The following is a 21,856-nucleotide window of genomic DNA, read 5'->3' as shown; positions in this document are numbered from 1 at the left end:
ACCAAGGCACGAGCGGAGGAGCAACGATGACCGACAGCATCATCGCGTCGTTGCGCACGCTCGGCGACCGGTATGAGATCGGCGATCTCATCGGGCAGGGCGGCATGGCAGAGGTGCACCTGGCGCGCGACACCCGGCTCGATCGCCAGGTGGCCGTCAAGCTGCTGAAGCCCGATCTCTCGAAGGATCCGGAGTTCCGCACGCGCTTCCGGCAGGAGGCGCAGTCGGCGGCGCGGATGTCGCACCCCACGGTCGTGCGGGTGTTCGACGCCGGCGAGGAGCCGGCCGTCGACGCGGAGGGCGAGCCCGCCGCCGTGCCGTACATCGTGATGGAGTACGTCGACGGCCGGATGGTGCAGGACATCATCGCGGAGGGTCCACTGCCGGAGGCGGAGGCCGTCCGCATCACCAAGGGCATCCTGACCGCGCTCGAGTACTCGCATCGCTCCGGCATCGTGCATCGCGACATCAAGCCCGGCAACGTCATGGTCACGCCGGGCGGACAGATCAAGGTGATGGACTTCGGCATCGCGCGTGCCGTGAGCGAGACGAGCGCCAACGTCGCCCAGACCGGCACGATCCTCGGCACCGCCGGCTACTTCTCACCCGAGCAGGCTCGCGGAGAGTCGGTCGATGCCCGCACCGACCTCTACTCGACGGGCGTCATGCTCTTCGAGCTGCTCACGGGCAAGCCGCCGTTCGAGGCGGACACCGCGGTGGGCGTCGCGTACCAGCACGTCGCCCAGGAGGCGCCGACCCCGTCGTCCGTCACTCCGGGCATCACCCCGGAGATGGACTCGGTGGTCGCCAAGGCGCTCCGCAAGCCGCGCGACGACCGCTTCCAGACGGCCACGGAGTTCAAGCAGTCGCTCGACGACGCGCTGGCCGGCGTGCTCGAGCCGTTCGCCAAGCCCGTGACCGCGCCAACCGAGATCGGAGCGGCGACGACGATGTTCGCCGCGCTCGCCGCCGACGAGCCGGAACCGGAGACCACCGCGATCGCGACGCGCGAGCGCGCCCCGCACGTGGCCTGGTTGGTCGGCGCGGTGGCGCTCATCGCCCTGCTCGTCGTCGGCGCCGGGGTCTGGGCGTTCAGCATCGGCAACCTGCCGATCGCCGGCCTGTCGACGCCCGTTCCAGAGGTCGTCGGCATGCAGGAGGATCCCGCGGTCGCCGCTGTCGAGCAGGCCGACCTGGTCGCCGAGGTGCGGCGCACGATCGACGCGGCACCCTCCGGCACCGTGCTGCGCACCGAGCCAGAAGCGGGCATCAACATCGCACCGGGCTCCGCCGTCACGCTCGTGGTCTCGAACGGACCACCGCCGGCACCGCTCATGAGCGTCGCGAACCTCACCGAGGCGCAGGCGCGCCAGGCGCTCGAAGCTGCGGGGTACACGGTGGGCGAGGTGACGCGGTCCACGTCGCAGACGGTGGCCGCCGATCTCGTGATCAGCACCGATCCCAGTGCCGGCACTGATGTCTCGCAGGGTGACAGCATCGACCTGGTGCTCTCCAATGGACTCGTGACCGTCGGCGATGTGATCGGGCGACCGATCGCCGCGGCCGCGACCGAGATGCAGGAGCTCGGCCTCACGGTCGAGCGGCGGTACACGCTGCGCTGCATGGGCGGCGACGTCGTCGAGCAGTCGCTGCCCCCGGGCGATCATCCGCAGGGCAGCACCATCACGCTGCTCTACTGCAACGGCCAGCCACCACCCCCGCCTCGACCGGCTCCCGCACCGGCACCGCCGTCGAACCCGGACCCGGAGCCTGAGCCCGAGCCGGAGCCTGAGCCGAGCCCGCCTGGCGATGGCGGCGGCGACGACGAAGGCTGAGAGGCGCTCGGGGCGTCAGGCGACGTGATCCGGCGGCGGTGCCAGCGTCACGAGCGGGGCGCGCCCCATCGCACGCGCGGCGGCGCCGGGGAGGCCCGCGGCCTCGAGCCAGTTCCCGAGCATCCGGTACCCACCCTCGGTGAGCACCGACTCGGGGTGGAACTGCACGCCCCAGACGGGCGCGTCGCGGTGCTCGACGGCCATGATCACGCCCGCGCGCTCCGTGTCGGGCGCGTCGGGCACCGTGCGCGCCGTGACGCGCAGCTGCGCCGGCACGGTGCCGTCGACGACCGCGAGCGAGTGGTACCTGGTCGCGGTCAGCGGGCTCGGAAGCCCCGCGAAGACGGTGGTGCCGTCGTGCTCGACTCGGCTGGTCTTGCCGTGCATCAGCTCCGGGGCATGCGTGACGACCCCGCCGAGCGCCTCGGCGATCGCCTGATGGCCCAGGCAGACGCCCAGCAGCGGTGTGCGGCTCTCGATCGCCGCGTGCACCATCGGGATCGAGACCCCGGCATCGGCGGGTGCGCCGGGGCCGGGTGAGAGCAGCACGGCATCCCACTCCCCGATCGTCGCGGCGTCGACCCGGTCGTTGCGCATCACCTCGACCTCCGCGCCGAGCTCCTGCAGGTAGCCGGCGAGCGTGTAGACGAAGGAGTCGAAGTTGTCGACGACCAGGATTCGGGTCATGGGAGGTCCTCTGTGGAAGCGGGCAGCATGGATGGGGACGACGCAGGGAGGTGCGGCGCGGGCGAGGCGATGGCAGCGTCGAGCACCGGGTCCGGCGTCGGGAACCACTCCTGCATGATCCACGGATACACGTGGAAGACGAGCAGGTACGCGGCGCCCGCGACGAGCGCCACGGCGACGAGGAGCCGGAGGGGCCACGGCCCCGGCAGCGCGCGCCAGATCGCTGCGGACATCAGGCGCTCCCGAGCGACGCGGCGAGCTCGGCAGGCATGCCCGCATCGATGCTCTGCCAGCCGACGAGCGTGGCGTAGGCGATCAGCCGCCCCTCAGCCGACCACTCTGGGTTGCAGGTCGTCAGCGTCAGGTAGTGGCCGTCGGCGGGCGTCTGCGGCTGCTGCGGCACGGGCGCGACGACGCCGACGCTCGTGGGCGGCACGTACTCATGGTTGCGGAACTCGTAGACGTACCATGCGTCTGCCGTCTGCACGGTGATGCGGTCGCCCACACGCAGCTCGTCCAGCTGCGTGAACGGCCCGCCCTGGCCGTTGCGATGGCCGGCGACGGCGAAGTTGCCGCGTTCCCCGGGCATCGCGGAGTCGGCGTAGTGCGCGAGTCCCTGCTCCAGCGAATCGAGCACGAGCCGGCTCGTGCCCTGCCCGACCGTGCGCTCGAACTCGCCGAGGCGCGGGATGTACATGACCGCGAACGACTCGGTCTCGCCCGGTGCCGCACCGACAGGCGCCTCGTCGGTGCGCAGCGGCGCATCGGAGGCGGCGACGTGCATCGGCCCGAGGTCGGCCGCGAAGTCGCGCGCCGCGTCGTGCTGCTGCTGACCGAGCACCCCGTCGGCGAGCCACAGGTGCCAGCCCGCGTAGCCCAGGGCGAGCACCCCGACGGTCAGGAGCAGCTCGCCGAGCACGCTCGCGACCGTGGCGCGACGCCGCGGTCGGCGCCGGCGTTCTCGCTGCTGCCCGGCCACAGCACAATCCTAGGGCTCGCCTGCATTACCATGGCATGCATGAGCCCCAGCGAGAAGTCGGTCGAGAAGGCGTCGGCAGCGAAGTCCAAGCAGACCCGCGAGCGCAGTGCCCACGACCAGCAGCAGAACCCCGCGTGGTTCAAGCCCGTCATGTTCGGCTTCATGATCGTCGGGTTCCTGTGGGTCATCGTCTACTACATCTCGCTGCAGACGCTGCCGATCGCAGCGCTGGGCGCCTGGAACATCGTCATCGGCTTCGCCGTCATGTTCGTGGGCTTCATCATGACCACGAAGTGGAAATGACCGAATGACATCGGTGTAGTTCTCCCCAGCTGTGGAGAGAACTGTGGATAACGCTCAGAGGATGAGGGCGATCCGCAACCAGAACAGCAGCGCCAGGACGATCGCGACCCCGCCGATGACGAGCCACGCAGCCTTGCCAGCCTGATCCCCGCGCATGCGCTTGTGCACGAGGCCGATCCCGAAGCCGAGCGCGAGGCCGATCACGAGGCCGCCCACGTGCGCCGGCCACGAGATGCCGCCGAAGAGGAACGTGATGGCCAGGTTCACACCGACGATCAGGAGCAGCGCGGGCTGCACGCGCCCGACCATCCGCTGCATGCCGATCATCATGCCGAACAGCGCGTAGATCGCTCCGGAGGCGCCCACCACCGCCGTCGTGGGCGTCAGCCACGCGACCGCCACAGCGGCGCCCGCAGCACTGACCACGTAGGCGGCGAGGAAGGGCAGCTTGCCGATCCTCTGCTCGATGGTCGGGCCGACCATCCACAGCACGATCATGTTGAAGGCGAAGTGCAGCACGCCCGCGTGCACGAGCGCGTAGGTGACGAAGCGCCACGGCTCGACGAGCGAGTACCCCAGGAAGAACAGCAGCGAGCTCGTCAGGTCACCCGGCAGCAGCTGCAGCACGCCGACGAGCGCCGTGACCGCGACGATCGCGATCGTGACGGGCGCGGGCTGCGCGAGCCACTGTCGCGTCCGCCTGCCCACCGCCGTGCGCGGCGCACCGCTTGCGACGCGGGTCTCGCGCTGCAGCGTGCGCTGCTCCTGAGCGAGCTCGCGCACGCAGTCGGGGCAGCGCACGCCGACCGGCGCCTGCTGCTGGCACTCGCCGCAGATCGTGCGCCCGCAGCGCGAGCACAGCACCCAGCTGACCCGATCGGGGTGTCGGTAGCACCGATCGGAGGATGCGGCTGCTGTCACGGGAGGATCAGGCCTGTGCGATCTCGACGGTCTCGATGACGACGTCCTCGAGCGGCTTGTCGCGGCCATCGGTCGCCACGGCCTGGATCGCGTCGACCACGCGCTGCGATGCCTCGTCCTCGACGAGGCCGAAGATGGTGTGCTTGCCCTGCAGCCACGGCGTGGGAATCGTGGTGATGAAGAACTGGGATCCGTTCGTGCCGCGGCCCGCGACCTTGCCCGCGTTCGCCATTGCGAGCACATAGGGGGCGTTGAAGGTGAGGTCGGGGTGGATCTCGTCATCGAAGTTGTAGCCGGGGCCGCCGACGCCCTGTCCGAGCGGGTCGCCGCCCTGGATCATGAAGTCGGGGATGATGCGGTGGAAGATGACGCCGTCGTAGAGCGGCGCGGTGGACGTCTCACCCGTCTTCGGGTGCGTCCACTCCCGCGCGCCGGTCGCGAGGTCGGTGAAGTTCTTGACGGTCGTGGGGGCATGGTCGCCGAGGAGATTGACCTTGATCTCGCCGAGATTCGTGCGGATCGTTGCGACAGCAGTGTGATGAGCCATGGCTCGATCATCCCACAGGCGCACCGCCCCGACCCGGCCGGCGACGACCGGTTCGTGCACAGCGGAATCGACGGACGCTGGGTGACGGTCTCAGAAAAACCTGCAAAGATGGCGCCCAGGCTTCGACCACGGAAGGACAGATATGTCACTCGAACTCTCGCGCAAGCGCGCCAAGGAGATCAAGAAGCTCCGCAAGAAGGCTGACAAGCTCTGGGCTGAGCAGCGCGTCGTGAGCCAGCACGCCGCTGAGATCGCCCGCCAGGCCACCGACCAGGCCCGCGCCTACAGCAACGAGTCGCTCATCCCGAGCGCCGAGCGAGCGGTGCACCGCACCGTCGACGCTGGCCGCGACACCCTCTCGAAGGCGACCAGGGGCTGGAACCGCAGCGTCGTTCCCGCGATCGCCGGCGGTCTGGGCTCGTTCGCCGCCATGGCGCAGGTCGCCAAGGATGACCGCGTGAAGGATGCGATCAAGAGCGTGCGCCAGTACGCGACCGTGCCGGAGATCTCGCCGTCGCGGTCTGCGCGTTCGGGACCGAACGCCGTGCAGTGGATCCTGATCGGGGTCGGTGCGGTCGCCGTTGCAGGCGCCGCCTACGCCGCGTGGCAGACGCTGCGAGCCGATGACGACCTCTGGATCCCGGACGCCGACGACTCGGCGATCGACGCTCCGCGCTCGACCGACCAGAGTGCTGGTGGCCTCGCTGACGGCCCCGAGGCCGGTGCGCCGCAGGCCTGACCGGGACGACTGACGCAGGGGGCTCCGCCGAGAGGTGGGGCCCCTTCGTCGTGCCGGGCTGGTCCGACCACGCCCGTGGCTTGGTGCGGCCAGGCCGCAGCGGCCCGCTCAGCCCTGCACGAGCCCGATGATGACGAGGATCCCGCCCCCGATCAGCAGCGCCGCCGAAATGAGGAACGAGCGCAGCCGGCGCTCCGGCTCGCGACCCTCGCGGATGGTGCGGAAGATGTCGTACCCGCTCACGACGAGGCTCGCGACCATGAGCATGAGACCGATGGGGATGAGGGGATGCATCGTCAGCGCAGCGGGCTTCCCGCGTCGTCGAGGTGACGGATCGCCCAGTCGACCGCGTGCACGTGGCGGAGCGCGGGCACATCGGCCAGCCGGTGCCACGCCACATCATCCGTCGACCCATCGGCCTCGGCCGTCATCCGGCCATCGACGATCTCCGCGCGGTAGAGGATGCGCAGCGCCTGCAGCCGATCACCGCGACCGCTCGAGGGCAGCTGCGCGGAGTCGACGCCCAGCAGGCTCACGAGGCGCACGTCGTAGCCCGTCTCCTCCTTGACCTCCCGCACGGCGCCGTCGGCCGGATGCTCGCCCGGCTCAAGGCCGCCGCCCGGCAGCGTCCAGCCGCTCATCCCGCTCTCGTTCCAGTGCGGCAGCAGGATCTCGCGCTCGTCGCCATCGCCCCTCGTGATAAGGGCGTAGGCGGCCACACGCATGCGCATCGCCCCAGTCTAGGCGTGGCGGGGCGGAGCGCTCCCCCGGATCCGAACCACCGGCGACCGCGTCAGCGGATGCGGCCGCGCGCGCGCACGCGGCTCTGCACGGTGTCGCGCAGCGGCGCGCCGAGGAACAGCCCGAGCGACGAGCCAGCTGCGAGCGCGATGCCGATCGTCCCAGCGCCGATCAGCGTCGCGACCCCGAGCACCAGGCCCTCGGTGCCGCCATCCGACTCCACGAGCTCCAGCAGCCCCCGGAACACCGCGGAGCCGGGCACCATCGGCACGATCGCCGCCGTCGCGACCGCGATGGAGGGCACGTGCAGGCGGTGCGCGACGAGGATGCCGATGAAGCTCGCGACCAGCGCGCCGATGGCGCTCGCGACCGCGACCTCGAGGCCCGCGGCCGCGCTGGCGGAGTAGCCGGCCCACGCGATGCTGCCGAGCACGGCGCTCACGAGGATCGTGCGCAGGCCCGCGCCGTTCCACACCGCCACCGCAACGGCGACGACGAGCACCCCGAAGAACTGCACGGGCAGCGCGCCGAGCGCGGTCGCATCGCTCGAGACCACGAATCCCATGCCGAGCGCCCGTGCCACCCACAGGCCGCCGACGATGCCGATCACGACGCCCAGCGTCAGCAGGGCCAGGTCGAGGATGCGTCCGCCCGCGGTGAGCGCGAAGCCGTCGATGGCATCCTGCGCCGCTCCCACCACCGACATGCCCGCGAGCATGAGCACGATGCCCGCGGCGACGATGATCGAGGGCCGCGCATCCTCCAGCAGCGGCACCCCGAGCTGCGCGAGTCGACTCGTGCCCGCGGCCACCGCCGTGACGACGAAGGCTCCGACGATCTGGGAGAAGAAGAACGGCATGCGGATGCGAGACATGAGCCGCTGCGCCATCGCCGCCCCGCACGCCGCGAGGAACGCCACCACGGTGATGATCCACGATGCGCCGAAGAGCAATGCGACGCCCACCGAAAGGGCACCCTGGGCGAGCACGATGATCGCTGGCCGGTACATGAACGGCAGCCGCCGGATCGCGTGGAATCGCACGCGCGCCTGCTCGAGCTCCAGCCCCGCCTCGATCTCCGCCACGAGCGCCTGCAGCTGCTGCAGCTTCGAATGGTCCGGGACCGGCGCGTTCACCACGCGCAGCAGCGTGATGGGCACATCGGTCTCGTAGCGGTGGTAGGAGACGCCGATGGAGTTGTAGGTCACGTCGACATGCACGGGGCGGATGCCGAGCGAACCCGTGACGCGGATGGTGGCGAGGGCGACGTCGTTGGCGGAGGCGCCCACCGAGGTGAGCAGCTCAGCGATGCGCATCGCGAGGTCGATGACCTTGCGGGCATACACCTCGTCGATGGTGAGGATGGCCTCGGTCATCGGCCGTGATGCGGCGTCCGTGCGGATCGCCCCGACGATCCGCTGCCGCCAATCCTTGCGCCTGTCCATTCCGTCCATCCTGGCATTTCGCGTGCGACAGCGAGAAAGAGCCCCACCGAAGTGGGGCTCTCTCACCGAACTGTGGAGCCTGGGAGAATCGAACTCCCGACATCCTGCTTGCAAAGCAGGCGCTCTACCAACTGAGCTAAGGCCCCGTGGCACATGTGCCTCAGGAAGTGTACTTGGTGGGGCTACCTGGACTCGAACCAGGGACCTCTTCGTTATCAGCGAAGCGCTCTAACCGCCTGAGCTATAGCCCCAAGCACAAGCATCAACGCTACCATGTCGACGCGGTGCCCGGGAACACGCGGTCACTGGTTCGCGTAGCCCACCTGCAGTCCCCCGGTGACGCGCACCGAGAGGTTGTAGAGCACCGCGATGACCGCGCCCATCACCGTGATGACGACGAAGTTGAGCACCGCGACCAGCAGCGAGAACATCATCACCTGCGGCAGCGAGAGGATCGACGCGATCGCGAAGTCGGGCTGCGCGAGGATGTCCCGCAGCACCTCGTCGAGCTTGGCGAAGAGCCCGACGACCTGCAGCAGCGTCCACATGACGAACACGACCACGAGCTGCACGATGCCGAGCACGAGCCCGAGCACGGCGGAGACCTTCATCGCCGACCAGAAGTCGACGTGCACGAGGCGCAGCCGCACCTGCTTGTTCGATCCGCTGCGTCGAGGCGTCTTGCTCTGCAGCTTCTCGGCAATGCTCATGCGTCGTTCTCCTCGGGTGTGTCGTCCGCAGCGGTGTCGTCCGACGCGGTGTCGTCCGACGCCAGAGCGTCGTCCGTGGCGTCAACGATAGCGCCATCGCCCTCCGCCTCGGCGGCGGCCTCGACGACCTCCTCCTCCTCGACGTTGCGCGCGATCTGGATGACGAGGTCGGTCTCGGAGCGCTCCGCGAACTGCACCCCCATTGTGGTGCGCCCGGTGGCGCGCACCTCGTCGACGTGCGAGCGGATGACCTTCCCGGAGGTGCGGATGAGCAGCAGCTCGTCGCCGTCCTGCACGATCGTGGCTCCCACGAGCGCCCCGCGGTCGTGACCGCCGGAGGAGAACGTCAGCACGCCCTGCGTGCCGCGGCCCTTCGTCGGGTAGTCGGCCACGGCCGTCTTCTTGCCGAAGCCCTGCTCGGTGACGACGAACACGTAGCCCTCGTCCCCGATCACCATGGCGCCGAGCGCCTTGTCACCATCACGCAGTCGGATGCCGCGCACGCCGCCGGTCGCGCGGCCCATCGGCCGCAGCGCCTCGTCGGTCGCCTGGAAGCGCGCGGCGCGACCCTGCGTCGAGATCACCAGGATCTCGTCGTCCGAGTTCGCGAGCATCGCCGAGATCAGGCAGTCGTCGTCGGCGAGGTTGATGGCGATGATGCCACCCGTGCGGTTCGTGTCGTACAGCTCGAGCTTCGTCTTCTTGACCTGCCCCTGCTGCGTGGCGAGCACGAGGTACTCGGCCTGCTGGTAGTCGCGCAGCGTGAGCACGGTCTGCACGCGCTCATCCGGCTGGAACGCCAGCAGGTTCGCGACGTGCTGACCCTTCGCGTCCCGGCCGGCCTCGGCGATCTCGTAGCCCTTCATGCGGTAGACCCGGCCGAAGTTGGTGAAGAAGAGCATCCAGTCGTGCGTCGAGTTGACGCTGAAGTGCTCGACCACGTCGTCGCTGCGCAGCTGTGCGCCCTTCACGCCCTTGCCCCCGCGATGCTGCGCGCGGTACTGGTCGATGCGGGTGCGCTTGATGTAGCCGCCGGTCGTGAGACTCACGACCATCTGCTCCTCGGGGATGAGGTCCTCGATCGAGACGTCGCCGCCGTAGCCATACATGATCTCGGTGCGGCGGTCGTCGCCGAACTTCGCCACCAGCTCGCTCAGCTCGTCCACGATGATGGTGCGCTGGCGCTCGGGGCTGGCGATGATGCCCTGGTAGTCGGTGATCTTCAGCGCCAGCTCGGTCGCCTCATCCTGGATCTTCTGACGCTCGAGCGCTGCCAGGCGGCGCAGCTGCATCTCGAGGATGGCCTCGGCCTGCGCCCGGTCGAGCTCCAGCAGCTCCATCAGTCCCTCGCGCGCGGCCTCGGTCGTCGCGGAGCGGCGGATGAGCGCGATCACCTCGTCAAGCGCGTCGAGCGCCTTGAGGTAGCCGGTGAGGATGTGCATCCGCTCCTGCGCCTTGGCGAGGCGGAACTCCGTGCGCCGCACGATGACCTCGACCTGGTGGTCGGCCCAGTGCAGGATGAAGCCGTCGATCGGCAGCGTGCGCGGCACGCCGTCCACGATCGCCAGCATGTTCGCGCCGAAGTTCTCCTGCAGCTGCGTGTGCTTGTAGAGGTTGTTCAGCACGACCTTCGGCACCGCGTCGCGCTTGAGCGTGATGACGAGGCGCTGGCCGGTGCGGCCGGAGGTCTGATCCTCGATGTCGGCGATGCCCGAGAGCCGGCCGTCCTTCACCAGGTCGGCGATCTTGCGCGCGAGGTTGTCGGGGTTCACCTGGTACGGCAGCTCGGTGATCACGAGCGCCGTGCGGTTGTTCACCTCTTCGACCGTCACGACCGCGCGCATCGTGATCGAGCCGCGGCCGGTGCGGTACGCCTCCTGAATGCCCTTCGTGCCGAGGATCTGCGCGCCGGTCGGGAAGTCCGGGCCCTTGATGCGCTCGATGAGCGCATCCTGCAGCTCCTCGCGCGAGGCGTCGGGGTGCTGCAGGTGCCAGATGGCGCCGTCTGCCACCTCGCGCAGGTTGTGCGGGGGGATGTTCGTGGCCATGCCGACCGCGATGCCCACAGAGCCGTTGACGAGCAGGTTCGGGAAGCGGGCCGGCAGCACGGCGGGCTCCTGCGTGCGGCCGTCGTAGTTGTCCTGGAAGTCGACGGTGTTCTCGTCGATGTCGCGCACCATCTCCAGCGACAGCGGCGACATCTTCGTCTCGGTGTATCGCGGGGCGGCGGCCTCGTCGTCACCGGCAGAGCCGAAGTTGCCCTGGCCGAGCGCGAGCGGGTAGCGCAGGCTCCAGGGCTGGACGAGTCGCACGAGGGCGTCGTAGATCGCCGTGTCGCCGTGCGGGTGGAACTGCCCCATGACGTCGCCGACGACGCGCGAGCACTTGGAGTAGGCCTTGTCGGGGCGGTAGCCGCCGTCGTACATCGCGTAGATCACGCGGCGGTGCACGGGCTTCATGCCGTCGCGCACCTCCGGCAGCGCGCGGCCCACGATCACGCTCATCGCGTAGTCGAGGTAGGAGCGCTGCATCTCGAGCTGCAGGTCGACCTGCTCGATCGCGCCGTGGTTGGGGGCGTCGCGGTCGAAGGGCTCGGCCGCAGGAGTCGTCTCGTCAGTCATCGGTCTCTCTCACTCAGGGTCTCGGCGGCGTGCCGCCTGCGGCAGCGCGCTCCTCGACCTTGCTGCTTCCGCGCGCAACGCGCCTTCGTCGCATTGCGTGCTGCAGCATCAAATATCCAGGAAGCGGACGTCGCGGGCGTTCTTCTGGATGAACGTGCGGCGGGCCTCGACGTCCTCCCCCATGAGGGTGGAGAAGATCGCATCGGCGACGGCCGCGTCGTCCAGGGTCACCTGCTTCAGGGTGCGCGTCTCTGGATCCATGGTGGTCTCCCACAGCTCCGAGTAGTTCATCTCGCCCAGGCCCTTGTAGCGCTGCACGCCGTTGTCCTTGGGGATGCGCTTGCCGCCAGCCTGGCCGGCCTCGATCATCTCGTCGCGCTGCCGGTCGCTGAAGGCGTACTCGTGGTCGGCATTCGTCCACTTGATCTTGTAGAGCGGCGGTGCCGCCAGGTAGACGTAGCCCATGTCGATGAGCGGCCGCATGTAGCGGAACAGCAGCGTCAGCAGCAGCGTCGTGATGTGCTGGCCGTCGACATCGGCATCGGCCATGAGCACGATCTTGTGGTACCTGGCCTTCTCGGGGTTGAAGTCCTCCCCCAGCCCTGCGCCGAACGCCGTGATCATCGACTGGATCTCTGCGTTGCCGAGCGCCCGGTCGAGCCTCGCCTTCTCGACGTTGAGCACCTTCCCACGCAGCGGCAGGATCGCCTGCGTGTAGGGGTTGCGCCCCTGCACGGCCGAGCCGCCTGCCGAGTTGCCCTCCACGATGAAGATCTCCGAGATGGTCGGATCCTTCGACTGGTTGTCCTTGAGCTTGCCGGGCATGCCGGCCGATTCCAGCAGGCCCTTGCGGCGCGTCTGCTCGCGCGCCTTCCGCGCGGCGATGCGAGCGGTGGCAGCGCCGATCGCCTTGCGGACGATCTCCTTCGCCATCACGGGGTTCGACTCGAACCAGTGGCCGAGCTCCTCGCCGGTGACCTTCTGCACGAATGACTTCGCCTCGGTGTTGCCGAGCTTGGTCTTCGTCTGGCCCTCGAACTGCGGCTCGCCGAGCTTCACCGAGACGATGGCGGTGAGGCCCTCGCGCACATCGTCGCCGGAGAGGTTCTCCTCTTTTTCTTTCAGCAGGTTCGTGCTGCGGGCGTAGCGGTTCACGAGCGTGGTGAGCGCCGCGCGGAAGCCCTCCTCGTGGGTGCCGCCCTCGTGCGTGTTGATCGTGTTCGCGTAGGTGTAGACGGCCTCCTGGTAGGAGCTCGTCCACTGCATGGCGATCTCGACCGAGATGCGTCGCTCGGGGTCCTCCGACTCGAAGTCGATGATCTCGTCGTGCACCGGCTCCGACTTCTTCGACTCGTTCAGGTAGGCGACGTAGTCCTTCAGCCCCTGCTCGTACAGGTAGGCGTCGGCGCGATGCTCGGCCTCGGCGCTGTCGTCGCCGTCCGGCTTGATGAGCGATTCGGGACGCAGGTCCTCGATCGCGATGCGCAGGCCCTTGTTCAGGAAGGCCATCTGCTGGAATCGCTTCGCGAGCGTCTCGTAGTCGAACTCCACGGTCTCGAAGATGTCGGTGCTCGGCCAGAAGGTGATGAGCGTGCCGGTCGAGTCGGTCGCCTCACCCGTCTGCAGGGGGCCGACGGGCTCGCCGACCTCGAACGACTGGCGATGCACGTGGCCCTGCCGGTGGATCACGACATCCATGCGCGACGAGAGCGCATTCACGACCGAGCTGCCGACGCCGTGGAGTCCGCCGGAGACCGCGTAGCCGCCACCGCCGAACTTGCCGCCGGCGTGGAGCACCGTGAGGACGACCTCGAGGGTCGACTTCGACGGGTCCGAGGAGTGGGGATCGACCGGGATGCCGCGGCCGTTGTCGCTCACGCGGAGGCCGCCGTCGGCCAGGATCGTGACCTCGATGTTGTCGCAGTGGCCGGCCAGGGCCTCGTCGACCGCGTTGTCGACGATCTCATAGACCAGGTGGTGCAGCCCGCGCGGCCCGGTCGAGCCGATGTACATGCCGGGGCGCTTCCGCACCGCCTCCAGTCCCTCGAGGATCTGGATCTGGTCCGCGCCGTAATCGCCCTGCTGGGGGGTCGGTGCCAGCCGGGCCTGCATCGCCTCGGTGGACTCGGTCGCCGGCTCTCCGGGCTGTGCGTCGTGCTCGTTCGCCATGGGTGTCGCATCCGCCTTCCGCGCCATCCACCCGGGACGGCGCAACCCTCCGATTCTAGCCTGTTTCCGCGTCTTCGTCAGTCTCCAACGCGCGTCTAAGCCACGATCAGGGGGCACGACGACAGGAAACCCTGCTTCGATGCCGTTCCGGGGTGCAGCAGGCCTCCACAGGCCTGCACGGGGCCGCTCAGAAACGGCATCCATCCCCCGGCAGGAGCAGCACGGATGCGCTCGCCGGGATGCGAGGGGTCAGCGGCTCAGCGTGCGGACGACGCGCGCGAGCGACGCCGTGTCTCCGACGTTGCCCGCGAAGACCACGAACGGGATACCGATCGCAGGGCCATCCTGGGGCTGCCAGAGCGAGACGATGCCCGGCAGCATGGGGCCGACGACCCGCGCGCGGTGGATCCTCAGCGCTGCCGACGCGATGTCGCTGGAGGTGATCCCGCCCTTCGCGATCGCGAAGCGAGGTGGCGCGATCTCGAGCACGCGTGCGACGAGCTCGACGATCCCGGCCGACACCCGGCGCGCGATCTCGAGGCTCTCGTCGCCGTTCCGCCCCGTGACGAGCGCACGACTCGTGTGGACGATCACGGAGCCCGATTCGATCGCGCGCGCCGCCGCATCCGCCTGCGCCGCGAGGTGCTCGTCGCGTCGGTGGTCGATCAGCGCACGGACATCGAGCTCGATCGTGACCGTGCCCGGCCGGTCGATGATGAGCGCGTCGAGCTGCGCGGTCGTCAGTGGGACGTGGCTGCCCACCACGATGAGACCGCCGCGCTCGTGCACGAACTCGATGCGCTCCGCAGTGACAGGCTCGGCGATCTCCTGGCCGATGTGTGCGCGCAGGTAGGGGGACCGATGCGCAGCAGGGCCGCGATGCCTTCGCGATCGAGGGCGTGGAGCGCCAGTGCCACCTGGCGCATGTCGTGCTCGTCGACCGCGTCGACGACGACGACCGTTCCCGCCGGCAGAGCCCGCAGGAACGACACGACGGCATCGGTGCCGGCTCGGATGATCGAGAGCGTCAGCGCGGCTACGTCGTCGCGCCGCACACGGCCGGCGGTCTTCTCCTCCACCCACTCGCGCAGGTCGGACGATCGGTAGCCGAACGTCGCGTCGGCGGCGAAGGGCGTGGCACCGACGGGCGTCGCCTCGCCATCGACCACCCAGTAGTGCACGCCGTCGACCGTGATGCGCCCCGCATCCGGGAACGCGGGCACCAGCATCGTGAGCTGTGGTGCGGTTCCGCGCTGCTCGGCGATCGCCTCGCGCAGGACGTCGGTCTCGAGCGGGAAGTGGCCGCGCAGGGTCGAATCGCCGCGGCTGACGAACGAGAGGCGCACGCCGGCTCGTTCGGCCGCGGCCGTCGCGGTCGCCACGACATCCCGATTCCGCGCTGCCGCAGCATCCGCACCCAGCGCGCGAGTGTTCGTGAGCACGTACACCGCGGGAGCGCGCTGCGCGAACGCCCAGTCCAGATCCGCGGGCTCCCAGCGGGTGAGCACGGGCAGTGCCTCGACCGACTGCGTTCCCGTGGGGTCATCATCGAGCACGACGACCACGAGGTCATCGCTTCGCGCCGCCGCAACCTCCGCGGCTGCAATGGTGAGCGGTGCCGGCAGCTCGGCCAGCAGATCATCGATGCGCACGTGCATATGCCGAACCGGACCGTCAGTCGAGCACGAGCGCGAGCAGGTCCTCGCGGGTCTGCACCATGTGTCGGGCCATGGCGGCGCGCGCAGCCTCGGGATCGCTGCGGCGGACGGCATCCAGCACGCCCTGGTGCTCATCGATCGCGTGCGAGCGGATCTCGGGGACAGCGCTCGTCTCACCGCGCGTCTCGGTGAGGATCGACGTGAGCGGCAGGAGTGCCGCGATGAGGATGCGGTTGTCGGCTGCGTGCAGCACGGTGTCGTGAAATTCCAGATCGGCTGCCACGAAGGCATCGATCTCTGCCGCAGCGTGGTGGTGCTGCATGCGTTCCAGTGCGTCGTCGAGCGTCGCCAGGTGCTCGTCGGTGCGCCGCTCGGCCGCGAGCTGCGCGGCACCTGTCTCGATCATCATGCGCACCTCGAGCAGCTCCAGCGATGAGGTGCGCCGCTGACCGGCGCTTCGCGCGTGCCGCACCACCGCGTCCATCCCCGTCCACTGCGCCACCGGCGCGATCCGATGGCGACTGCCGGGCACCTGCACGATCACGCCCTGCGCCTGCAGCAGCCGCACCGCCTCGCGCATCGTCAGGCGGGACACGCCGAAGTCGACGGCCAGCTCTCCCTCGGGCGGCAGGGGCTCCCCGGCCGTGAGCGTGCCGGCGATGATGGCGTCCAGCAACTGATCGACCGCGTCCTGGGTGCGCGATGGCCTTGGCATGTCTCCTCCTCGAGGCAGGTATCTGACAGCGTAGCCGCCGGCCGTCCATCCACGATTCGTCGGCCCTCAGCCCCAGGTGTCGCGCGGTCCCCGGCCGGGAACGGAGCGACGCCCCCGCTGGAAGGTGGGCAGGTCGGGCCCGATGAAGCGCACCGAGGTGAGCCCGCACTCAGGGAAGCGAGCGAGGATCCGGGTGGTGGTCTCTGCACGCAGGATGCGCATCTGCTGGGTCCACGCGGTTGACGCGCAGCGCACCGTGAGCACCCCCTCCTCGAAGGCGATCGGCTCGGTGCGTGTGGCGTTCTCTGCTCCCACCAGCTCGGGCCAGTGCGCCATCACATCCGCCCTGGCGAGCGTCGCCGTCCAGCCGCGATCGTCCGCGAAGCCGGCGAGCACGTCCCCGATGCCACGGGGGTCTCTGCCCTTCCCGAACGGCTGCGAGGCCCCCGGTTCGCGCCTCGCCCGTCGCCGCCCGTCGCGCGAGACCATCTCTGGGTCTCCCAGCTTCGCCTTCAGCCGGAGCCAGACACGCTCCGGTTCCGTGGCTGCGAGCTCACGCATCGGTCACGACCATTCCCGCATCGATGCGGATCCGGTGGTCTCGCAGTGCCGCAGGCACATCATCCTCGACCGCAGCGGTGATGAGCACCTGCTCGAAGCGGCCCGCCGCCTCGGCGAGGCGCTGGCGGCGACCCGCATCGAGCTCGGCGAACACATCGTCGAGGATCATCACGGGGTCTCCTCCGGAGCCATCGCGCAGCAGCTCTGCGGACGCGAGCCGGAGCGCGAGTGCGAACGACCACGACTCCCCGTGGCTCGCGTAGTGCCTGGCGAGCAGATCGTTCAGGTGCAGCTCCAGGTCGTCGCGGTGCGGCCCGACCAGGCTCACGCCACGATCGAGCTCGTCGCGGCGGCGCTGTGCGAGGAGCGCGGTGAAGTCCTCGGCGGTCTCCGGCACGTTGGTGACGAGACTGATCCGCGCCTCGTGCTCGTCGCCCGCGACCAGCCGGTACGCCGCTGCCACGTGGGGCGCGAGCTCCGACACCAGGGATCGACGCGTGTGCAGCACCTCGAGTCCGAGCTGCACCAGCCGGCCATCCCACACCTCCAGCGTCGAGAGGTCGTCCGGCCGCAGGCGAGCCGCCCGGGCACTCTTCAGCAGCGAGTTGCGCTGCTTCAGCACACGATCCAGATCGCTGTGCACGCTCGCCATCCTGGGCGCGCGCATCACGGCGAGCTCGTCGAGGAATCTGCGCCTCCCGCCGGGATCGGAGCGCACCAGCTGCAGATCCTCGGGACTGAAGAGCACCGCCTGCAGATAGCGGGGCAGATCCCGGATGCGCACATTCTGCCCGTTGGCCTGCGCGCGGTTCGCACCTCGCAGATTGAGCTCGACGTCGAGCTGGAACGCGCGCTCGTCGTTCGTGACGGTGCAGCGGACGATCGCCTGCTGCTCACCGGCTCTGATCAGGGCGACATCGGTCGGCACGCGGTGACTGGATCCGGTCGCGATCCAGACCACCGACTCCACCATGTTGGTCTTGCCCTGGCCGTTGCGACCGACCAGCAGGTTCGCCCCGGGAGCGAATTCGACGTCGGCACTCCGATAGTTGCGGAAGTCGGTGAGCGCCAGCCGACTGACACGCACCTATGCCTGCTTGACCGCGTGACCGCCGAACTGGTTGCGCAGTGCAGCGACCGCCTTCATCGCGGGGCTGTCCGTCTGTCGCGACTCGAACCGCGCGAACAGCGATGCGGAGATCGCAGGCATCGGCACCGCGTTCGCGATCGCCTCCTCGACCGTCCAGCGACCCTCGCCCGAGTCGTCGACGTAGCCCTCGATCTCCGAGAGATCGTCGTCCTCGTCGAGCGCTCGCACCATGAGGTCCAGCAGCCAGGAGCGCACGACCGTGCCGCGCTGCCACGCCTTGAACGAACCCGCGACGTCGTGCACGAGCTCCTTGCGCTCGAGCAGCTCGAAGCCCTCGGCGTAGGCCTGCATCAAGCCGTACTCGATGCCGTTGTGGACCATCTTCACGTAGTGCCCGGCGCCGACCGGACCCGCGTGCACGAAGCCCTCCTCGCGCGGTCCCTCTGGGCGCAGGGCATCGAAGACCGGCATGATCTCCTCGACATCCGCCTTCGCACCGCCGACCATCAGGCCGTAGCCGTTCTCGAGGCCCCAGATGCCGCCGGAGACTCCCGCGTCGACGAACCGCACACCTCGTTCGCCGAGACGTGCGGCGTGGACCTCGTCCTCGGTGAAGCGCGAGTTGCCTCCATCGATGACGAGATCGCCCTCCCCGAGCCGTTCGCCCAGGTCGGTGATGACCGCGTCGGTGATCGGACCCGCGGGCACCATCACCCAGACGATTCGCGGCGTCGGCAGCGCGGCGACCAGCTCGTCGACGGTCGCGACATCACTGATCTCGGGGTTGGTGTCGTACCCGGTGACCTCGATGCCCGCCCGCTCCAGACGTGTGCGCATGTTGCCGCCCATCTTGCCGAGGCCGATCAGTCCGATGTGCATCGTCATGGGTGCTCCCTCGTCGCAGGATCCTGGTCAGCGCAGCAGCAGGTTGGGCTGCAGCAGGTACTTGAAGTCGGTTGCCTCGGCATCATCGCGCGAGGTCTGGCCACGGATGAGCATTGGGCCGGGCTTGTTGGTGTTCTCGGAGTGCGTGAACGAGATCCGCACGAATTCGGAGTGCGTGGCCTGGATCCCGTCGATGAGCAGCTGCGGCTTGATCGACAGCACGATCTCGTCGCCCTCGAGCACCGCGTCGATGATCTCCGACGCCTGGGCCTGCTCCGAGCCGATCGCCTCGAGCTGGGCCTGCCCGTCGCTGAACGTGTAGCGGATCGCGGCCTCCGCATCGAGCACGAGCTGCACGCGACGGGTCGCATCCACGAGCTCGGCGGTGTTCACCACGGCGTGGTGATCGGCCGACTCGGGGAAGAGCCGCCGCACCGGCGGGTAGTTGCCCTTGATGAGCAGGCTGGTCACGGTGCGGTCCGCGGTCGAGAACGCGATCTGCTGCCGCTCCCCCGCCTCGCTCATGGTGATCTCGATGCGATCCGCACCGCCGAACGTGCGACCCACCTCCGTCAGGGTGCGCGCCGGCACCAACGATGTAAGCGCCTCGGTCGCATCGCCGGCGTCCCACGGGATGCTGCGCACGGAGACGCGGTAGCGGTCGGTCGCGATGAGGGTCAGGGTCGTGTCGGAAGCCTCGAGCTGCACGCCGGTGATCACGGGGGTGACATCCTCGCGCGACGCCGAGATCGCGGTCTGGCCGATGGCTTCCGCGAAGGCCTTGCCCTGGACGACACCGGTGCGCCCCTCGACGGTCGGGACCGTCGGGTACTCCTCGAGGGGCATCTTCGCGAGCGAGAAGTTGGCGTTGCCGCAGCGGATCGAGACCTTCGAACCATCGTCCTCGACCCGCACCTCGCGCTGCGGCAGCTTCGCCGCGATGTCGCTCATCATCTTTCCGGAGACGAGCACCACGCCCTCGCGCTCGACGTCGGCCTGCACCGAGGTGCGAGCCGATGACTCGAAGTCGAACGACGAGAAGACCACTCCGTCCGCCGTCGACTCGATGCGCACACCGCTGAGGATGGGCATCGTGGGCCGCTGGGGCAGCAGCTTGACGGCGAACGACACGGCATCGCTGAAGACATCGCGGTTGATGACGAACTTCACGGGTCTCCCTCGTTCACTGAGCAGTCTTCGGCGCTCGTGGCGTCGAAGAACCGTGCCGCAGCGCAGAGCGTGCACGGCGGTGTCGATTCTGGCACAGCCTTGTGATGCTCGAGCCGCCCGTGCACTCACTGCCGACCGTCATGGTTGGCGACTGGCCCCATCCTCTTCTCACTCAGACTTGTATTCATAACCCCTGTGCAACCTGTGGATCACTCACCTCCTCGGCATGCACCGGTTGGGAACTACAACCGTGGAAGTTGTAGAGCCCCTGTTGACCGGTGTCCCCACCTCGGTGGACGGCCCGTCGGAGGGTGCGTGGTGCCGCTCACAGCCTTCGGTCTGTTATCCACAGAAGTCGTGAGTTGTGCACAGGTCGAATCACATGAAGTGCACATTGAGGGTTGCGTGCGGAGCGCTCACCCTCGCGGTGAGCGCGGAGCACGCAAGATCGAGGAGCTCGCGCCGAAGGCGCGCGCGTCACGAGATCTCTTGCCTGGGTGCTGCTTCCCGAGCAGTGTCAGACGCCCCGGACCGGTCTCGGCGGTGGCCGGCGAGGGGCGTCAGGCGCGCCCTAAGCGCCCGCGCGCTGCCTGATACGGGCCGTCAGCTCCGTCACCTGGGTGTAGACCGAGCGGCGCTCCTGCATGAGCTTCTCGATCTTCTTGTTCGCGTACATCACCGTCGTGTGATCGCGATTGCCGAACAGCTGCCCGATCTTCGGCAGCGACATGCTCGTCATCTCTCGGCACAGGTACATGGCGATCTGGCGTGCGAGCGCGATGGTCTGCGAGCGCGACGAGCCGTGCAGATCATCGACGGTGAGCCTGAAGTAGGCGGCGGTGTGGCTGATGATGTCGCTCGGCGACACCGGCGCCTCTTCGTCGAATGCGAACAGATCCTTGAGCACGGTCTGCGCCAGTTCCATCGTGACCGGCAGCCGGTTGAGGCTCGCGAATGCCGTGACGCGGATGAGCGTGCCCTCGAGCTCACGGATGTTCGACTGCACCTTGTCGGCGATGACGGACAGCACCTCCGGCGGGATCTGGATCCGCTCCGCCTCCGCCTTCTTGCGCAGGATCGCGATGCGCGTCTCGACGTCGGGCAGCGTGACGTCGGTGATCAGTCCCCACTCGAAGCGGCTGACCATGCGCTCCTCGAAGCCCTGCAAGTGCTTCGGTGCGACATCGGAGGTGATGACGACCTGCTTGTTGTGATCATGCAGCGTGTTGAAGGTGTGGAAGAACGCCTCCTGGGTCGACTCCTTGCCGCGCAGGAACTGGATGTCGTCGATCAGCAGCACGTCGACCTCGCGGTAGCGCTGCTGGAACGACTGGTTCAGGTTGTTCGCGATCGCATTGATGAAGTCGTTCGTGAATTCTTCGCTCGAGACGTATCGAACCCGGATGCCCGGGTACATGCCTTCTGCGTAGTGCCCGATGGCGTGCAGCAGGTGCGTCTTGCCCAAGCCGGAGTCGCCGTAGATGAACAGCGGGTTGTAGGCCTTGGCCGGCGTCTCCGCGACTGCGAGAGCAGCGGCGTGCGCGAATCGGTTCGAGCCGCCGATCACGAAGTTGTCGAAGGTGTACTTCGGATTCAGCCTCGAATCGACACGCCGCTGCGTTCTGTCGCTGCCCTCCCGCTCGTAGCTCGTGACCGGAGCCACGACGGGGTCGGAGTCCGGGTCATCGATGAGGTCGGGCAACGGCTCCTCGCGCTCGAGATCCGTGTTGACCACGATCTTGAACTGGGAGATCTCCACAGCGTTCTCCACAAGCGCTTCCGTGACCGGAAGACGAAGGCGCTGCTCGAGCATGTCGCGCGTCAGATCATTCGGAACGTCCAGGTAGAGTACGGCACCCATGACCCCCTGCGGCTCGACGAGGTCGAGAAAACCCCGCAAAGACGGGGGGATTCGGCTGTCGGTCTCCAGGGTCGTCAACACTGAGGACCAGAGCTTTCCGGTGCGTTCGTCCGGGGCCATCGGATGCGGTTCCTCTCCGCGAAGCGTCTCTCGACGGTTGGTGTCCACACCATTATCCACAGGTCCTGTGGATGAGAGGTCCGCTGTCGGCAGTGCATCC

At 68.6% G+C, this 21,856-nt stretch carries 22 protein-coding genes and 2 tRNA genes; 3 read left to right on the top strand and 21 right to left on the bottom strand.

Going from position 1 to position 21,856, the window contains the following annotated elements; genetic code table 11:
• Window positions 1-26 precede the first annotated feature (26 nt).
• Window positions 27-1,835, top strand: a complete 1,809-nt coding sequence (gene pknB, locus ACJJVL_RS11295; RefSeq protein ID WP_405218761.1) for a Stk1 family PASTA domain-containing Ser/Thr kinase — start codon at window positions 27-29, stop codon at window positions 1,833-1,835.
• Window positions 1,836-1,850: 15 nt separating this feature from the next.
• Here pknB and ACJJVL_RS11290 read toward each other — a convergent pair whose 3' ends face one another.
• Genes ACJJVL_RS11290 through ACJJVL_RS11280 form a run of 3 tightly spaced genes read right to left on the bottom strand, consistent with a single transcriptional unit; the run spans window position 1,851 to window position 3,501 of the window.
• Window positions 1,851-2,522 (bottom strand): anthranilate synthase component II, encoded by a 672-nt coding sequence (locus tag ACJJVL_RS11290; protein WP_405218760.1) that lies wholly within the window; start codon window positions 2,520-2,522, stop codon window positions 1,851-1,853.
• Window positions 2,519-2,755 (bottom strand): hypothetical protein, encoded by a 237-nt coding sequence (locus tag ACJJVL_RS11285; RefSeq protein WP_405218759.1) that lies wholly within the window; start codon window positions 2,753-2,755, stop codon window positions 2,519-2,521. The genes ACJJVL_RS11290 and ACJJVL_RS11285 overlap by 4 nt, the downstream gene beginning before the upstream one ends.
• Entirely contained in the window at window positions 2,755-3,501 is a 747-nt protein-coding gene (locus ACJJVL_RS11280) for a class E sortase (RefSeq protein ID WP_405218758.1), read from the bottom strand. The genes ACJJVL_RS11285 and ACJJVL_RS11280 overlap by 1 nt, the downstream gene beginning before the upstream one ends.
• A gap of 39 nt (window positions 3,502-3,540) precedes the next feature.
• Here ACJJVL_RS11280 and ACJJVL_RS11275 point away from each other — a divergent pair, with 39 nt between their 5' ends.
• The gene (locus tag ACJJVL_RS11275) at window positions 3,541-3,804 is read left to right on the top strand and encodes a cell division protein CrgA (RefSeq protein WP_405218757.1); all 264 of its coding nucleotides are present in this window, start codon (window positions 3,541-3,543) and stop codon (window positions 3,802-3,804) included.
• A 54-nt stretch (window positions 3,805-3,858) separates the two neighbouring features.
• Here ACJJVL_RS11275 and ACJJVL_RS11270 read toward each other — a convergent pair whose 3' ends face one another.
• Together ACJJVL_RS11270 and ACJJVL_RS11265 are read right to left on the bottom strand one after the other, a co-directional pair.
• Window positions 3,859-4,725: a rhomboid family intramembrane serine protease gene (locus tag ACJJVL_RS11270; RefSeq protein ID WP_405218756.1), complete on the bottom strand. Its 867-nt coding sequence runs from the start codon at window positions 4,723-4,725 to the stop codon at window positions 3,859-3,861.
• Between the two features lie 7 nt (window positions 4,726-4,732).
• Window positions 4,733-5,272: a peptidylprolyl isomerase gene (locus tag ACJJVL_RS11265; RefSeq protein WP_405218755.1), complete on the bottom strand. Its 540-nt coding sequence runs from the start codon at window positions 5,270-5,272 to the stop codon at window positions 4,733-4,735.
• 142 nt (window positions 5,273-5,414) lie between these two features.
• Between ACJJVL_RS11265 and ACJJVL_RS11260 the strand changes: the two genes are divergently transcribed.
• Window positions 5,415-6,011 carry a hypothetical protein gene (locus ACJJVL_RS11260; protein ID WP_405218754.1) on the top strand — a complete coding sequence of 199 codons (597 nt, stop codon included), beginning with the start codon at window positions 5,415-5,417 and terminating at the stop codon, window positions 6,009-6,011.
• 108 nt (window positions 6,012-6,119) lie between these two features.
• Here ACJJVL_RS11260 and ACJJVL_RS11255 read toward each other — a convergent pair whose 3' ends face one another.
• The 16 genes from ACJJVL_RS11255 to dnaA all read right to left on the bottom strand — a co-directional run bounded on the left by ACJJVL_RS11255 (window position 6,120) and on the right by dnaA (window position 21,756).
• Window positions 6,120-6,305: a hypothetical protein gene (locus ACJJVL_RS11255; protein WP_405218753.1), complete on the bottom strand. Its 186-nt coding sequence runs from the start codon at window positions 6,303-6,305 to the stop codon at window positions 6,120-6,122.
• A gap of 2 nt (window positions 6,306-6,307) precedes the next feature.
• Window positions 6,308-6,742: an NUDIX hydrolase gene (locus tag ACJJVL_RS11250; protein ID WP_405218752.1), complete on the bottom strand. Its 435-nt coding sequence runs from the start codon at window positions 6,740-6,742 to the stop codon at window positions 6,308-6,310.
• Window positions 6,743-6,804: 62 nt separating this feature from the next.
• Entirely contained in the window at window positions 6,805-8,196 is a 1,392-nt protein-coding gene (locus ACJJVL_RS11245; protein ID WP_405218751.1) for a threonine/serine exporter ThrE family protein, read from the bottom strand.
• Between the two features lie 73 nt (window positions 8,197-8,269).
• Window positions 8,270-8,342: transfer RNA gene (locus tag ACJJVL_RS11240), tRNA-Ala, on the bottom strand.
• Between the two features lie 28 nt (window positions 8,343-8,370).
• Window positions 8,371-8,447 (bottom strand) — tRNA-Ile (locus ACJJVL_RS11235).
• A gap of 51 nt (window positions 8,448-8,498) precedes the next feature.
• Window positions 8,499-8,906: a DUF3566 domain-containing protein gene (locus ACJJVL_RS11230; protein WP_405218750.1), complete on the bottom strand. Its 408-nt coding sequence runs from the start codon at window positions 8,904-8,906 to the stop codon at window positions 8,499-8,501.
• Window positions 8,903-11,527, bottom strand: coding sequence for a DNA gyrase subunit A (gene gyrA / locus ACJJVL_RS11225; RefSeq protein ID WP_405218749.1), 2,625 nt, complete (start codon window positions 11,525-11,527; stop codon window positions 8,903-8,905). Before gyrA ends, ACJJVL_RS11230 begins: the two co-directional genes overlap by 4 nt.
• A 108-nt stretch (window positions 11,528-11,635) precedes the next feature.
• Window positions 11,636-13,639, bottom strand: coding sequence for a DNA topoisomerase (ATP-hydrolyzing) subunit B (gyrB, locus tag ACJJVL_RS11220; RefSeq protein WP_405218826.1), 2,004 nt, complete (start codon window positions 13,637-13,639; stop codon window positions 11,636-11,638).
• Between the two features lie 306 nt (window positions 13,640-13,945).
• Window positions 13,946-14,485, bottom strand: a complete 540-nt coding sequence (locus ACJJVL_RS11215; protein ID WP_405218748.1) for a nucleotide-binding domain containing protein — start codon at window positions 14,483-14,485, stop codon at window positions 13,946-13,948.
• A complete protein-coding gene (locus ACJJVL_RS11210; RefSeq protein WP_405218747.1) occupies window positions 14,437-15,354 on the bottom strand; it encodes a four-carbon acid sugar kinase family protein in 918 nt (305 codons plus the stop codon). The genes ACJJVL_RS11215 and ACJJVL_RS11210 overlap by 49 nt, the downstream gene beginning before the upstream one ends.
• Window positions 15,355-15,370: 16 nt before the next feature.
• Window positions 15,371-16,069 (bottom strand): FadR/GntR family transcriptional regulator, encoded by a 699-nt coding sequence (locus ACJJVL_RS11205; RefSeq protein WP_405218746.1) that lies wholly within the window; start codon window positions 16,067-16,069, stop codon window positions 15,371-15,373.
• 66 nt (window positions 16,070-16,135) lie between these two features.
• Window positions 16,136-16,630: a DUF721 domain-containing protein gene (locus ACJJVL_RS11200; RefSeq protein WP_405218745.1), complete on the bottom strand. Its 495-nt coding sequence runs from the start codon at window positions 16,628-16,630 to the stop codon at window positions 16,136-16,138.
• On the bottom strand, window positions 16,623-17,717 hold the full coding sequence (recF, locus tag ACJJVL_RS11195; protein WP_405218744.1) for a DNA replication/repair protein RecF: 1,095 nt from the start codon (window positions 17,715-17,717) through the stop codon (window positions 16,623-16,625). Before recF ends, ACJJVL_RS11200 begins: the two co-directional genes overlap by 8 nt.
• Window positions 17,718-18,599 (bottom strand): phosphogluconate dehydrogenase (NAD(+)-dependent, decarboxylating), encoded by an 882-nt coding sequence (gene gnd, locus ACJJVL_RS11190; RefSeq protein WP_405218825.1) that lies wholly within the window; start codon window positions 18,597-18,599, stop codon window positions 17,718-17,720.
• Window positions 18,600-18,632: 33 nt separating this feature from the next.
• Complete coding sequence (dnaN, locus tag ACJJVL_RS11185; protein WP_405218743.1) at window positions 18,633-19,775, bottom strand: DNA polymerase III subunit beta; 1,143 nt, start codon at window positions 19,773-19,775, stop codon at window positions 18,633-18,635.
• 571 nt (window positions 19,776-20,346) lie between these two features.
• Window positions 20,347-21,756 carry a chromosomal replication initiator protein DnaA gene (dnaA, locus tag ACJJVL_RS11180; protein ID WP_405218742.1) on the bottom strand — a complete coding sequence of 470 codons (1,410 nt, stop codon included), beginning with the start codon at window positions 21,754-21,756 and terminating at the stop codon, window positions 20,347-20,349.
• Between the last annotated feature and the right edge of the window lie 100 nt (window positions 21,757-21,856).

Source organism: Agrococcus sp. Ld7, from assembly GCF_045064095.1.
Taxonomy (GTDB): domain Bacteria; phylum Actinomycetota; class Actinomycetes; order Actinomycetales; family Microbacteriaceae; genus Agrococcus.
Note: the sequence above shows the minus strand (reverse complement) of the source record. Positions and strands in the feature narration are given on the sequence as shown.

Bases quoted from the DNA above. Each gene is read 5' to 3' on its own strand.
- ACJJVL_RS11290 (WP_405218760.1), bottom strand. From the start codon at position 2,522: ATGACCCGAATCCTGGTCGTCGACAACTTCGACTCCTTCGTCTACACG.
- ACJJVL_RS11205 (WP_405218746.1), bottom strand. From the start codon at position 16,069: ATGCCAAGGCCATCGCGCACCCAGGACGCGGTCGATCAGTTGCTGGAC.
- ACJJVL_RS11275 (WP_405218757.1), top strand. From the start codon at position 3,541: ATGAGCCCCAGCGAGAAGTCGGTCGAGAAGGCGTCGGCAGCGAAGTCC.
- dnaA (WP_405218742.1), bottom strand. From the start codon at position 21,756: ATGGCCCCGGACGAACGCACCGGAAAGCTCTGGTCCTCAGTGTTGACG.
- ACJJVL_RS11210 (WP_405218747.1), bottom strand. From the start codon at position 15,354: ATGCACGTGCGCATCGATGATCTGCTGGCCGAGCTGCCGGCACCGCTC.
- ACJJVL_RS11285 (WP_405218759.1), bottom strand. From the start codon at position 2,755: ATGTCCGCAGCGATCTGGCGCGCGCTGCCGGGGCCGTGGCCCCTCCGG.
- pknB (WP_405218761.1), top strand. From the start codon at position 27: ATGACCGACAGCATCATCGCGTCGTTGCGCACGCTCGGCGACCGGTAT.
- ACJJVL_RS11230 (WP_405218750.1), bottom strand. From the start codon at position 8,906: ATGAGCATTGCCGAGAAGCTGCAGAGCAAGACGCCTCGACGCAGCGGA.
- ACJJVL_RS11200 (WP_405218745.1), bottom strand. From the start codon at position 16,630: ATGCGTGAGCTCGCAGCCACGGAACCGGAGCGTGTCTGGCTCCGGCTG.
- ACJJVL_RS11265 (WP_405218755.1), bottom strand. From the start codon at position 5,272: ATGGCTCATCACACTGCTGTCGCAACGATCCGCACGAATCTCGGCGAG.
- gyrA (WP_405218749.1), bottom strand. From the start codon at position 11,527: ATGACTGACGAGACGACTCCTGCGGCCGAGCCCTTCGACCGCGACGCC.
- ACJJVL_RS11245 (WP_405218751.1), bottom strand. From the start codon at position 8,196: ATGGACAGGCGCAAGGATTGGCGGCAGCGGATCGTCGGGGCGATCCGC.
- ACJJVL_RS11255 (WP_405218753.1), bottom strand. From the start codon at position 6,305: ATGCATCCCCTCATCCCCATCGGTCTCATGCTCATGGTCGCGAGCCTC.
- gnd (WP_405218825.1), bottom strand. From the start codon at position 18,599: ATGCACATCGGACTGATCGGCCTCGGCAAGATGGGCGGCAACATGCGC.
- ACJJVL_RS11250 (WP_405218752.1), bottom strand. From the start codon at position 6,742: ATGCGCATGCGTGTGGCCGCCTACGCCCTTATCACGAGGGGCGATGGC.
- gyrB (WP_405218826.1), bottom strand. From the start codon at position 13,639: ATGCAGGCCCGGCTGGCACCGACCCCCCAGCAGGGCGATTACGGCGCG.
- ACJJVL_RS11260 (WP_405218754.1), top strand. From the start codon at position 5,415: ATGTCACTCGAACTCTCGCGCAAGCGCGCCAAGGAGATCAAGAAGCTC.